Raw genomic sequence first — 12,925 nt, 5'->3', positions numbered from 1 at the left:
ACGGCAAGATCGTCGACGAACTCCACAACCCCACCGCCGACACCGTCCTGGACCGCATGCGCCGCTTCGACGCCAAGGGCCGCACCAGCTGAGCCAGCGAGCCGACCGAAGCCCTCGAACCTCCCCAGGACACCTCATGTATCGCACCGCACTGCGCAATGTGCTGGCCCACAAGGGCCGACTGCTGATGACGGCGCTGGCCGTCATGCTCGGCACCGCCTTCGTCGCCGGCACCATGGTCTTCTCCGACACCTTCGGCAAGGCCCTGCGGGACAGCAACTCCAAGAGCTACTCGGACGTCGCCGTCCAGGTCGTGGACCGCGCGGCCGGCTCCGGCGCCTCGGCCAAGCAGAAGAGCGAGGCCGGCGCCGGCCTCACCGACGACACCGTCCAGCAGTTGGCCGCACTGCCCGGCACGGCGAGCGCGCGCGGCGTGGCCGGCGGCTTCACCGGGGTCGCCGACAAGAAGGGCAACCTGATCGGCCAGGTCTGGTCGGCCAAGGGCGCCAACTTCGCCCCGGGCCAGGACGGCCGGGACCCGCGCTACCCGATGACCGAGGGTCAGGGGCCGAAGAACGCCAAGGAGGTCGCCCTCGACCGCAGGACCGCCGACAAGGCGGGCTACAAGGTCGGCGACACCGTCCGGGTGGCCGCCAACGGTCCGGTGATCGAGGCGAAGCTCACCGGTGTCTTCACCACCGACGACCCGGTGGTCAACACCGGCGGCACCCTCACCCTGTTCGACCGGGCCACCGCCCAGCAGACGCTGCTGGAGCCGGGCCGCTACAGCAGCGTCGTGCTCACCGCCAAGCCCGGCACCTCCCAGGACGCGCTGCTCGCCCAGGTCGAGTCGAAGCTCCCGGCCGCCCAGCACTTCGACGTCGAGACGGGCGCCAAGCTGCAGGCGGACGAGCAGGCGCAGATCACCAAGGGCACCGACAGCATGCGCACCATGCTGCTGGTCTTCGCCTTCATCTCGCTCTTCGTCGGCATCTTCATCATCGCCAACACCTTCACCATGCTGGTCGCCCAGCGCACCAAGGAGCTCGCGCTGCTGCGGGCGATCGGCGCGAGCCGCAAGCAGGTGACCCGCTCGGTGCTGATCGAGGCGCTGCTGATCGGCACCGTCTCGGCGGCGGCCGGCCTGCTGGCCGGGGTCGGGATCGGCGCCGGGATGCAGTCGCTGATCGGCTCGCTGGACGAGAACATGCCGAGCGGCGCGCTGGTGATCAAGCCGATGACCGTCGTGGTGACCCTCGTGGTGGGCGTCCTGGTGACGGTCCTGTCCGCCCTGCTGCCGGCCGTGCGGGCCGCCCGGATCGCGCCGGTGGCGGCGATGAGCAGCGGCGACCAGCCGACCAGTCAGAAGAGCCTGGTGGTCCGCAACAGCATCGGTTCGGTGCTCGCCGGCGGCGGCCTGGCGCTGATCGCCTACGGCGCCTCCACCGGCAACGACAGCGGCCGGATGCCGGTCGGCGCGGGTGCCTTCCTGGCCCTGATCGGCGTGTTCGTGCTGCTTCCGCTGCTCTCGCGCCCGGTGGTCGCCCTGGTCGGCCCGCTGCTGCGGGGGCTGGGCGGCACTCCCGGCAAGCTCGCCCAGCAGAACGCGGTGCGCAACCCGCGCCGCACCGCGGCCACCGCCGCCGCGCTCACCATCGGACTGACCCTGGTCACCGGTCTGACCGTGATAGGCACCTCGGTCGGGGACACCATCGACCGGGCCGTCACCAAGTCGATGAAGGCCGACTACCTCGTCTCGGCCGCCAACCGGATGGGCCTCTCCGAGCAGGTGCCCGCCCAGATCGCCAAGGCCCCCGGGGTCGCCGCCTCCTCGCCGATGACCTCCACCGACTGGAAGCTCAACGGCACCTACAAGGAGATCACCGGCCTCGACCCGGCCGTCCTGGAGCAGGTCGTCGACATCAAGCTGAGCAGCGGTTCCACCGCCGGCCTCGGCCAGGGCCGACTGCTGGTGGACCAGGACGTCGCCACCACGTTCAACGTCACCACCGGCTCGACGATGGCGGTCTCCTACCCGGACGGCTCCACCGGTCAGCTCACCGTCGGCGGCGTGTACGAGAAGGGCGGCATGCTCGGCCCGGTCCTGCTGGCCAACAGCGAGATCGCCAAGCACGAGCCGAAGCCGTACGTCCCCCAGGTCCTGGTCAAGGGCAAGGACGGCGCCACCGCCGGGCTCAAGCAGTCGATCAAGGACGCCACGGGCGCCAACCCGGTGATCGAGGTCAAGTCCAAGCAGGACGTCCGGGACCAGTTCAGCCAGGTCATCACCTTCGCGCTGAACCTGATGTACGGCCTGCTGGGCATGGCGGTCCTGATCGCCGTCCTGGGCGTGATCAACACGCTGGCCATGTCGGTCTTCGAGCGCAAGCGCGAGATCGGGATGCTGCGGGCGATCGGCCTGGACCGGAGCGGCATCAAGCGGATGGTCCGGCTGGAGTCGGTGGTGATCTCGCTCTTCGGCGCCGGGATCGGCCTGCTGCTCGGCTGCTTCATCGCCTGGGCGATCAACGGGACGCTCAAGTCCAGCCTGAGCGGGCTGACCACTGTCCTGCCGTACGGCCAGCTGGCGCTCTTCCTGGGCCTGGCCGGGCTGGTCGGCCTGGTGGCCGCGATCTGGCCGGCCCGCCGGGCCGCCAAGCTGGACATCCTGTCGAGCATCAAGACCGACTGACGCCCCGTCGGCCGGCTCCGCCCGCCCCCGGTCGCACCCGCGGCCGGGGGCGGGCGCACGCACCGCGGGGGCACGGCAGGAGCCCCTGCCGGAGGGTTCTCGGCAGGGGCTCCACTACTGCTGTACTCCGCCCGGTCGCACGGCCGGCTGAGCACCACGGAGGTCGTGGTCCGGCGACACTGCCGGGCGGAGGGCCTCCGACTCATACCCCGGCGCTCCCACACCGGGGTCCAGTCGCTTACTTGCTGGCGAGCTCCTTGTCGGCGGCCGGCTTGGCGGCCTCGACGGGCTTGGTGGGCGGCGTGACCTCCTGGATCGGAAGCTGCGGCTTCTCCATCTGGGAGAGGCCGACCGCCTCGCGCTTGAGGAACATCGCGAGGGTCCAGTCGGTGAAGACGCGGACCTTGCGGTTGAAGGTCGGGACCATCGCGCCGTGATACAGGCGGTGGAACCACCAGGCCGGACGGCCCTTCAGCTTGTACTTGCCGAAGAGGATCGCCACGCCCTTGTGCAGGCCGAGACCGGCGACCGCACCCAGGTTCTTGTGCTTGTACTCCTTCTGCGGGAAGCCCCGCATGCCGGAGATCACGTTGTCACCGAGGACGACGGCCTGGCGGCAGGCGTGCTGGGCGTTCGGCGGGCACCAGGCGCCCTCGCCGGCGGCGAGGTCCGGGACCTGGGCGTTGTCGCCGGCGGACCAGACGTAGTCGAAGCCCTGGACCTGGAGGGTCGGCGCGGTGTCGACGTGGCCGCGCGGGCCCAGCGGCAGGCCGAAGTTGGCCAGCACCGGGTTCGGCTTCACGCCGGCCGTCCACACGATGGTGGCGGCGTCCATCTCCATGCCGTTCTTCAGCACGACGTGGCCGTCGACGCAGGAGTCCATCGAGGTCTCGATGTAGACCTCGATGTCGCGCTCCTCGAGCTTCTCCTTGGTCCACAGACCGAGGTCCGGGCCCATCTCGGGGAGGATGCGGTTGGCCGCCTCGACGACGACGAAGCGCATGTCGTCGCGGCTGACGGTCTTGTACAGCTTGGCCGCGTCGCGGGCCATGTCCTCGACCTCGGCGACCGTCTCGATGCCGGCGAAGCCGCCGCCGATGACGACGAAGGTCAGGGCCTTGCGGCGGACCTCCTCGTCCGAGGTGGACTCGGCCTTGTCGAGCTGGGCCATGACGTGGTTGCGGAGGCCGATGGCCTCCTCGACCGTCTTCATGCCGATGCCGTTCTCCGCCAGACCCGGGATCGGGAAGGTGCGGGAGACCGAGCCGGTCGCGACGACCAGGTACTCGAAGGGCAGCTCGTAGCTGTCGCCGGCCGCCGGCTGGATGGTCGCGACCTTGCGGGCGTGGTCGATGCCGGTGACGGACCCGGTCAGCACCTCCGCCTGCTTGAGGGTCTTGCGCAGCGGCGCGACGAGGTTGCGGGGCGCGACGTTGCCGCCGGCCGCCTCGGGGAGGAAGGGCAGGTACGTCATGTACGACCGCGGGTCGACGACCGTGACGGTCGCTTCGCCGTAGCGCATCTTCTTGAGGATGCGCATCGCGGCATACAGGCCGACGTAACCACCGCCGACAATGAGGATGCGAGGACGCTCCGTGGTGCTCATATCCGAAAGTATCCAGCACCGTCCGGAGCAGCCTTCGTGAGCCCGGTCACAAGCTCATGGACACCCCGTGCTACACTGCGCGCCCGCAAAAACCGGCCCGGCGCACCGGCTCACGGGCCCCGGGGGCCCCTCGTGAACGTGCGCCGGAGCACTACCCGGCTGAGCAGCAACGATCCGTACAGCGCCCGGGTTCCCGCTCGTGATTTCGATTTTCAAACCCTGAACGAGGCCTGACCTGCGATCCAAGGGGCCGTACGACCGAAGGGCCTTCGGTCTCACAATTCGGGCGTAGCGGGCCACGGGGTGCGACGAAAGACTGGATCGCCATGTGAAGAAATTCACGAAGGTTCTCGCACGCACCCGGGCGCGCCCCGGCCCCGGCACCCCGAAAGGGGCGCCGGGGCCGGTGGAGTAAGGCCTGCGGACGGTCAGGAGGCCGTACTCCAGGCGATGCCGTCCAGGATGTCGTGCTCGCTCACGACCACCTCGGCGGCGCCGGTGCGGTCCATGATCTCCAGCAGTTCCAGCGCGCCCGCCGCGATCACGTCCACCCGGCCCGGGTGCATCGACGGGATGGCCGCGCGCTCGGCGTGGGTGGCGGCCAGCAGCTCGCGGGCGATCTCGGCGACCCGCTCGCGGCTGATCCGGGAGTGGTGGATCCGCTCCGACTGGTAGGCGGGCAGGTCCTGGGCGATCGCGGACACCGTGGTGACCGTCCCGGCCAGGCCCACCAGGGTGGCCGCACCGGTCAGCGGGACGACCTCCTCGGCCTTGTCCAGCTCGGCCCGCACGTGCGCCCGGGCCTGCGCGATCTGCTCCGGCGAGGGCAGTTCCGCGCCGTCGAAGTGCCGCTCGGTCAGCCGCACGCAGCCGATGTCCACCGAGCGCGCCGCCTGGACCCGCGCCCCGCCGAGCACGAACTCGGTGGAGCCGCCGCCCAGGTCGAAGACCAGGTAGGGGGCGGGGAAGGGCCCGCCGGCCAGCTCCTTGGTGGCGCCGACGAAGGACAGGTGCGCCTCCTCCTCGCCGCTCACCACCTCCGGCTCGACGCCCAGGATGTCGCGCACGCCCTTGACGTACTCGTCGCTGTTCTCGGCGTCCCGGGAGGCGCTGGTGGCGACGAAGCGGGTGCGCTCCGGGCCGACGCCGAAGCCCGCGATGACCTCCCGGTACTCGCGGCAGGCGGCGAAGGTGCGCTCCAGCGCGTCCGGGTGCAGCCGGCCGGTGCGGTCCACGCCCTGGCCCAGCCGGTTGATGATCATGCGGCGGTCGAGGTCGGTGATCTCGCCGGTCTCCGGGTCCAGGTCGGCGACCAGCAGCCGGATCGAGTTGGTGCCGCAGTCGATCGCGGCCACACGGGTCGTGCTCACTCGGACTCCTGCTCCGCCGTCGCGTCCTGCCCCGCCGTGCCGTCCTCGGCGGCGCGCTTCTTCGCGGCCCGCTCGGCGGTCTTCTGCTGCTTGGCCGCGATCACGGCCTCGTGGTCCTGGTCCTTGGCGCGGTTGCGCAGCACCCGGTCACCGGCCGCCTCGACCTCCGCCGGGGAGACGCACGGGCCCTTGGCCCACCAGTCCTCCAGCATGCCGATCGCCTCGTCGCCGAGCGGGTTGACGCCCTCTCCGGCCGCCAGCGAGTGGCCGACCAGCACGTGCAGGCACTTCACCCGGTCCGGCATGCCGCCGGCGCTCGGGAAGCCCTCCAGCACCTCGATCGCGTCGCGCCGGGCGATGTAGTCCTCGTGCGCCTTCTGGTAGGCGGCGGCCAGCTCCGGGTCCTCGGCGAGCCGGGCCGTCTGGTCCTTCATCACGCCCTCCGCCTCCAGGGTGCCGATCAGCGAGGCGGCCTTGGGGCAGGTCAGGTAGTACAGCGTCGGGAACGGCGTGCCGTCCGGCAGCCGGGGGGCCGTCTCCACGACGTCGGGGTTGCCGCAGGGGCAGCGGTGCGCCACACCGCGCAGGCCGCGCGGCACCCGGCCGAGCTGGGCGGCGATGGCCGCGACGTCGGCGTCGGAGACGGCGGGGTGGTTCTCAGTGGTCATGGGGGGTGGGGTCTCCAACGGAGGACGGGGGGAGCGGACGGGGTGCGGCGGGGGCCAGCGCGACGGTGTCGGCGGCGTCCACCGAGTCCCAGATGCTGGTGTACCAGGGCTTGTCGGCCTTCGCCGGGCCGGCGGCCGCGTCGGCGGCGGCGGTGGCCGAACCGGCCGGCGCGGAGGGCCGGGCGGCCGGCCCGGCCGGGTCCACCGCGATGTACGGGGTCTCCCCCGGCACCGCGTAGTGCAGCCGGGCGCGGGCCTGCGCCTTGACGTACTCCGGGTCCTGCCAGCGCGCCTTGTCCCGGCGCAGCTGGTCGACCTGCTGGCGCGCGTGGTCGGCCTTCGCCCGCTGGGCGGAGATCTCGGCGCGCTGGGAGATGAACTGCCGCGTGGGGTAGGCCAGGATCGCCACCAGCGAGCAGAGCACCAGGACGAGGACGGTCGCCCGGCTCGTGAACCGAGGCCGGGCCGCCAAGCCCGGGATCCTCCAGCCAGCCATCTCCCGTATCCCCTCCTGGTCGCGACGGTGCCCCGCCGTCCACCCTACGGGGTGAGCGGCGGGGCACCGGTCAGGCGTGCGCTACCGGGGGCCGCGGGCCCCCGGGATCAGGGCCGGACGCCGCCCGGCCCGGGCGCGCTCAGCCCTCGTGCTTGAACCGCGGGAAGGCGCCGCGGCCGGCGTACTCGGCGGCGTCGTCGAGGATCTCCTCGATGCGCAGCAGCTGGTTGTACTTGGCGACGCGCTCGGAGCGGGCCGGGGCACCGGTCTTGATCTGGCCGCAGTTGGTGGCGACGGCCAGGTCGGCGATGGTGACGTCCTCGGTCTCGCCGGAGCGGTGCGACATCATGCAGCGGTAGCCGTTGCGCTGGGCCAGCTCGACGGCGTCCAGGGTCTCGGTCAGCGAGCCGATCTGGTTCACCTTCACCAGCAGCGCGTTGGCGGTGCCGGTCTCGATGCCCTTGGCCAGGCGGGCCGGGTTGGTGACGAACAGGTCGTCGCCGACCAGCTGGACCTTGTCGCCCAGCTTGACGGTCATGGCCTTCCAGCCGTCCCAGTCCGACTCGTCCAGCGGGTCCTCGATGGAGACCAGCGGGTAGGAGGCGACCAGCTCGGCGTAGTACTCGATGAGCTCGGCGGCCGACAGGGCCTTGCCCTCGAACTGGTAGGCGCCGTCCTGGAAGAACTCGGAGGCGGCGACGTCCAGGGCCAGCGCGATGTCGCGGCCGGGCACGTAGCCGGCCTTCTGGATGGCCTCGGTGATGAGGTCCAGGGCCTCGCGGTTGCTGTCCAGGTTCGGCGCGAAGCCGCCCTCGTCGCCGAGGCCGGTGGACAGGCCGCGCTCCTTCAGCACGCCCTTGAGGGTGTGGTAGACCTCGACGCCCCAGCGGACGGCCTCGGAGAAGGACTCCGCGCCGATCGGAGCGATCATGAACTCCTGGATGTCGACGTTGGAGTCCGCGTGCGAGCCGCCGTTGAGGATGTTCATCATCGGGACCGGCAGGACGTGGGCGTTCGGGCCGCCCAGGTAGCGGAACAGCGGCAGGTCGCTGGCCTCGGAGGCGGCGTGCGCGACGGCCAGCGAGACGCCCAGGATGGCGTTGGCGCCGAGCGAGGACTTGTCCGGGGTGGCGTCCAGGTCGAGCATGGCCTGGTCGATCAGGCGCTGCTCGGTGGCGTCGTAGCCGACCAGCTCCGGGCCGATCTGCTCGATGACGGCCAGGACGGCCTTCTCCACGCCCTTGCCGAAGTAGCGGTTCTTGTCGCCGTCGCGCAGTTCGAGCGCCTCGAAGGCGCCGGTCGAGGCACCCGACGGAACAGCGGCACGACCCGTGCTGCCGTCGTCGAGGCCGACCTCGACCTCGACCGTGGGGTTGCCGCGGGAGTCGAGGATTTCACGGGCTACGACGACATCGATGGACGGCACGAAGCATCTCCTTGCGGAAGCAGGGTCCGGCTGCGGGTGGTGCTGTCGGCCGGACGATTGCGGAGTCGTTACGACCAGAGCCTAACCGCCCGGGCTCCCGGGGCCACCTCGGCCCGGGCTGCGTCTCACCGTGTGGCCCGGCTACCCACCGGTAGTTCACCTGCTCGTCCCGGTGCGTCCCACCGGGGCGTCCATCGGGGCGGGCGAACGCGGACGTAGGGGGCCGCCGGGCGCGGCCCCCTACGTGTCCAGCGTGTCGTTCGCCGTGGAACGGTCCGGCTCAGCCCAGGTGCAGGACCTGGCCGGGCACGATCATGTCCGGGTTGCCGCCGACCGTGGTGCGGTTGCCGTCGTAGAGCGCCTGCCAGCCGCCGGACACGCCCTGGGCGGTGGCGATGCCCGACAGGGTGTCACCGTCCCGGACGGTGTAGTCGTGGCCGGTCGTGGCGGCCGGGGCCTGCGCGGCCCGCGGGGCGGCGTGCTTGGGGGCGTACTGCTGCGCCGACGGGGCGGCGGGCTGCTCGGCCTGCTTCGGCGCGGCGTGCTTCGGCGCGTACTGCTGGACCGGCTTGGGCTGGGCGGGCTTGGCGGCGGCCTTGGGGGCCTGCTGCTTGGGTGCCTGCTTCTGGGCCTGCTGCTTCTGCGGCTTGGCGTCCGAGGAGGTGTCCACCTCGGCCGGGGCGCCGCCCTTGCTCAGGCCCGCCTTCTGGGAGCAGACCGGCCAGGCGCCGGGGCCCTGCGAGGCGAGGACCTTCTCGGCGACGGCGATCTGCTGCCCCTTGCTGGCCTGGTTGGCCTGCGCCGCGTACGCGGTGCCGCCGTACGCCTTCCAGGTGCTGGGGGTGAACTGGAGGCCGCCGGAGAAGCCGTTGCCGGTGTTGATGCTCCAGTTGCCGCCGCTCTCGCACTGGGCGACGGAGTCCCAGACGGAGGCCGGGGCGGCGGAGGCGCCGGTGGCGGAGAGGAGCGGCAGTGCGAGTCCGACGCCGGCCACACCGGCGACGGCGATGGCCTTCTCGGCCTGGGTGCGACGGCGATGACGGCCGGTTCCAACGAACAGCATGAAGGTCCCTCTCCGCACGCCTGCGAGGTGAGCTGTCGGGTTCGGACCGGGAGGTGGCCCGGCCGCCGTCTGCGGAATCGATTCCGCGCGGGCGGCTTCACCCCGAGCCGTGGAGGAACGGCAACAAACCTGGTTCCCCCGCCCCTGCCCAGGGTTCTGGTCGGTTTCCCGTGGCGCGGCGGGCAGGATTCGGCGTCCGCGCACGAGGTCCGCAGCTGCGAACTCCACGGAGACTAGACAGATCCTCAGACGAATCACAAGCTCATATCACCGACATCACACAAGAATTACGGCCCGTGTTCGATCGCCTACCAACGGCGGGGCTTTGTCCGGTTTGATGAGCGTTCATACCACCGCCGGTGGCCGGTTCCGGATGCTTCGTCAGCGTGTCGTGGCCTCAGGACGACTGTGCGGCGACCGGGGCTCCGGACTGAATTCGACCGGAAGTTCGCGCAATCCACGCATGATCAGGCCACCCCGCCAGCGCAGATTCTCCGGGCTTTCGGCCAGCCGCAGATCCGGCAGCCGGGAAAGCAGCGTGGCCAGCGCGGACCGCCCCTCCAGCCGGGCCAGCGGGGCTCCGATGCAGTAGTGGATGCCGTGCCCGAACCCCAGGTGCGGGTTGTCGCTCCGGGCCAGGTCGAGGGTGTTCTCGTCGGAGAACCTGGCCGGATCGCGGTCCGCCGCCGCCAGCACCACCAGCACCGGGTCCCCGACCGGGATCTCCACCCCGCCGATGGTCAGCGGAGCGGTCGCGAACCGCCAGGTCGCCAGCTCCACCGGCCCGTCGTAGCGCAGGAGTTCCTCGATCCCGGTCTCCAGCAGCGCGGTCTCGCCGCGGGCCACCGACTCCTGCAGCAGGGCCCGCTGCCCGGGATTGCGCAGCAGCGCGTACGTCCCGTTGCCGATCAGGTTCACCGTCGTCTCGAACCCGGCGAAGAGGAGGATGAAGGCCATCGCGGCGGCCTCGTTCTCGGTCAGGTGCTCGCCGTGGTCGCTCGCCCGGATCAGGCCGGAGATCAGGTCGTCCCCGAGGTCCGCCCGCTTGCGGTGGATCAGCTCCAGCAGGTACGCCCGCATCCGCTTCACCGCCCGCCCCACGCCGCCGCGTTGGCCGCCCCCGTGCCGGATCATCATTCCGGCCCAGTCCCGGAAGTCGTCCTGGTCCTCGGAGGGAACGCCGAGCATGTCGCAGATCGCGTAGATGGGGAGCGGGAACGCGAACTCGTGGATCAGGTCCGCCGAACCGCGCTGCGCGAAGCCGTCGATCAGCCGGTCGGTGAGCTGCTGCACCCGCGGCTCGAACTCCGCCACCCGGCGCGGCGTGAACGCCTTCGACACCAGGCGGCGCAGCCGGGTGTGGTCCGGCGGGTCGATGTTCAGCAGGTGGGTCATCAGGTCCGCCTGCCGCTCCCCCGGGATGCCCACCCGGCCGGTGCGGTGCGCCTGCCCGCTGTGGTGCGCCGGGTTCTTCGAGAGCCGGCCGTCCGCGAGCGCCTGCCGGGCGTCCGCGTAGCGCGTCACCAGCCAGGCCTCCACCCCGCTCGGCAGCGTGGTGCGGTGCACCGGGGCGTGCTCGCGCAGCCAGGCGTAGGCGGGGTACGGGTCGGCGGCGAACTCCCAGGTGAAGAGCTGCGGGTCGGACTGGGCGGCGGGCTGGGCGCCCTCGGGCTGAGCTGGCATGGGTCGACCGTAACCGCTGGACCGGAGGGGCCCGGACCACCGGCGCACGCGCCCCTGCGGCCGGCCGGAGGCCACCGCCGCGCGAACCGTCCGTGACCGGCGCGCGAGCGGAACGCCGACACTCCGTGGACGGCCCGTGGACGGTGCGTGGACGGGCCTTGGCCAGCTCTTGGCCGGGCGGCAGGCGTGAGCCTGGTCACCTGAGGGGTAATCCCTGTTGCGGAGGGTCAGGACCTGCCTACGATCCTCCGAAGTACGCGCGGGCGCCGGTGCGGTGTCGCCCGCAGGGAGGAGCTGGACCAATGACGGTCAGCGGAGCAGTCGTCGTCATCGCGGTACTCGCGGGCGGTTCGGGGGCCGACCTCGCCCGCCGGTTCACCGCGGCCGGCACCGCCGGGATGCTGATCGCCGACACCCACGTCGGCATCGCCGAGGACCTCGCCTCCGAACTCGACCGGCCGGGCTGCCCCGTGGTCGGCGTCTCCGGCGACATCCGCCGGCCCAGCGACGTCGCCGCGCTGGTCGACACCGCCGAGAAGCACTTCGGTCCGATCGACCTCTTCTGCGTGGCGGGGCCGAGGGGCGAGCGGATCGTCTCCCTCGCCGACCTGCCCGCCCACCTCGACCTGGAGCGCCTCGCCGAACTGGTCGTCCTGATCGGCGAGGCGATCGGCGAGCTCGTCCCGCCGCAGCGGTGCGCCACCGAGCGCACGGCGACGGCGGCCTGAGCCGCCCCGCCACCGAGGTCTACTCCGGCCGGAGCCCCTCGGCCGCGCGCACCGCGTCCCGGTAGCCGCGCGCGGCCGAGCGCAGCGCCGCGTCCACGTCCACCCCGGCGTCGTGCGCCCGCTGCGCCACCGCCAGCAGCAGCCGGCCCGCCGACTCGGCGGTCAGCTCGCGCGGCAGCTCGTACGGCTCGTCCGGCACCCCCGCGAAGCCCGCCCGGCGCACCCGGGACACCAGCTTCGCCGCGTACGCCAGCGCCGGCAGCCCGGCCGGCACGCCGTCCAGGACGGACTCCCGGTCCGCCTTCTCGGCCGCCTTCAACTGCTCCCAGTTCGCCTCCGCCTCGTCGGCGCCCGCCACCTCGACGTCCCCGAACACGTGCGGGTGCCGGTACAGCAGCTTCTCGACCATGTCCCCGGCCACGTCGTCGATCGTGAACGGATCGGTCGGGTGCTCCTCCGCGACCCGGGCGTGGAAGAACACCTGGAACAGCACGTCGCCCAGCTCCTCGCGCAGCGCGTCCCGGTCCCCCTCCTCGATCGCCTCGACCAGCTCGTAGGCCTCCTCGACCAGGTACTTCACCAGGCTCTCGTGGGTCTGCTCGGCGTCCCACGGGCAGCCGCCCGGCGAGCGCAGCCGGTCCATCACCGAGGCGAGGTCCAGCAGCCGCGCCCCCGGCAGGTCGTACGAGCCGGGCAGCACCTCGATCTCCGGCACCTCCCCGGCGTGCTCCACCGCGAGCCGGGCCAGCGCGTCCGTCAGTCCCGGGTCCCCGTCCGGGCCGCCCAGCCACACCGTCGCCCCCGCCCCGGCGGGCTGCCCGGTCAGCAGCCGCGCCAGCGCCGGCGCCGACCCGGCCGGCGCCACCTCCACCGCCACCCCGGCCTGCCGCACCGCCGGCACCTGCGGGTGCCCCTCGTCCCCGACCAGCACCCGCCCGGCCGACCGCAGAGCCTCCCAGGCCGGCCACGCCAGCAGGCCGGGGGCCACCCGGTGGGTGGTGGTCAGCAGGATCAACTTCGCGCCCGGAGCGTCCGTCGGCACAGCATTCGTCGTCACCCCTCGAACCTACCCGCCGCGGGCACCCCGGGCCCGGCCGGTGGCCGGCGGCCGAACGGGCGGCCCCGGCCCGGGCCCCGCCCCCCCGGGGCCGCCCTGGCCGGGCCCCCCCCCCTCCCCCCCCCCCCCCCCGGGG

General features: G+C 72.3%; 9 protein-coding genes, 2 pseudogenes and 1 riboswitch. Of the genes and pseudogenes, 3 read left to right on the top strand and 8 right to left on the bottom strand.

Translation table 11 applies throughout. The features are described from left to right. Together ACFWXO_RS42675 and ACFWXO_RS42670 are read left to right on the top strand one after the other, a co-directional pair. Positions 1-92, top strand: a pseudogene (locus ACFWXO_RS42675) (ABC transporter ATP-binding protein); the annotation flags it as partial. Between the two features lie 44 nt (positions 93-136). Further along, positions 137-2,692, top strand: a complete 2,556-nt coding sequence (locus ACFWXO_RS42670) for an ABC transporter permease (RefSeq protein WP_375884521.1) — start codon at positions 137-139, stop codon at positions 2,690-2,692. A 238-nt stretch (positions 2,693-2,930) separates the two neighbouring features. Here the strand turns inward: ACFWXO_RS42670 and ACFWXO_RS42665 are convergent, their stop codons facing one another. The 7 genes and pseudogenes from ACFWXO_RS42665 to ACFWXO_RS42635 form a co-directional block, all read right to left on the bottom strand. Further along, the gene (locus tag ACFWXO_RS42665; RefSeq protein ID WP_350509113.1) at positions 2,931-4,298 is read right to left on the bottom strand and encodes an NAD(P)/FAD-dependent oxidoreductase; all 1,368 of its coding nucleotides are present in this window, start codon (positions 4,296-4,298) and stop codon (positions 2,931-2,933) included. Positions 4,299-4,726: 428 nt separating this feature from the next. Further along, a complete protein-coding gene (locus ACFWXO_RS42660) occupies positions 4,727-5,668 on the bottom strand; it encodes an exopolyphosphatase (protein ID WP_375884519.1) in 942 nt (313 codons plus the stop codon). Positions 5,669-5,817: 149 nt separating this feature from the next. After that, positions 5,818-6,354, bottom strand: a pseudogene (locus ACFWXO_RS42655) (DUF501 domain-containing protein); the annotation flags it as partial. Continuing rightward, positions 6,326-6,808, bottom strand: a complete 483-nt coding sequence (locus tag ACFWXO_RS42650) for a septum formation initiator family protein (RefSeq protein ID WP_375884516.1) — start codon at positions 6,806-6,808, stop codon at positions 6,326-6,328. The pseudogene ACFWXO_RS42655 and the gene ACFWXO_RS42650, both read right to left, overlap by 29 nt. A 163-nt stretch (positions 6,809-6,971) precedes the next feature. Continuing rightward, positions 6,972-8,258, bottom strand: coding sequence for a phosphopyruvate hydratase (gene eno / locus ACFWXO_RS42645; RefSeq protein WP_375884514.1), 1,287 nt, complete (start codon positions 8,256-8,258; stop codon positions 6,972-6,974). Between the two features lie 280 nt (positions 8,259-8,538). After that, positions 8,539-9,321, bottom strand: coding sequence for a transglycosylase family protein (locus ACFWXO_RS42640; RefSeq protein WP_380531924.1), 783 nt, complete (start codon positions 9,319-9,321; stop codon positions 8,539-8,541). 1 nt (position 9,322) lies between these two features. After that, positions 9,323-9,493, bottom strand: a riboswitch (cyclic di-AMP (ydaO/yuaA leader). A gap of 209 nt (positions 9,494-9,702) precedes the next feature. Then, positions 9,703-11,004: a cytochrome P450 gene (locus ACFWXO_RS42635; protein ID WP_380531921.1), complete on the bottom strand. Its 1,302-nt coding sequence runs from the start codon at positions 11,002-11,004 to the stop codon at positions 9,703-9,705. Positions 11,005-11,306: 302 nt separating this feature from the next. On the opposite strand from ACFWXO_RS42635, the gene ACFWXO_RS42630 reads away from it, so the two are divergent. Then, positions 11,307-11,732 (top strand): SDR family NAD(P)-dependent oxidoreductase, encoded by a 426-nt coding sequence (locus tag ACFWXO_RS42630; protein ID WP_375884505.1) that lies wholly within the window; start codon positions 11,307-11,309, stop codon positions 11,730-11,732. A 19-nt stretch (positions 11,733-11,751) separates the two neighbouring features. Here ACFWXO_RS42630 and ACFWXO_RS42625 read toward each other — a convergent pair whose 3' ends face one another. After that, positions 11,752-12,789 carry a MazG family protein gene (locus ACFWXO_RS42625; RefSeq protein ID WP_375884502.1) on the bottom strand — a complete coding sequence of 346 codons (1,038 nt, stop codon included), beginning with the start codon at positions 12,787-12,789 and terminating at the stop codon, positions 11,752-11,754. Between the last annotated feature and the right edge of the window lie 136 nt (positions 12,790-12,925).

The sequence above is a fragment of the Kitasatospora sp. NPDC059088 genome, assembly GCF_042738155.1.
GTDB lineage: Bacteria > Actinomycetota > Actinomycetes > Streptomycetales > Streptomycetaceae > Kitasatospora.
Note: the sequence above shows the minus strand (reverse complement) of the source record. Positions and strands in the feature narration are given on the sequence as shown.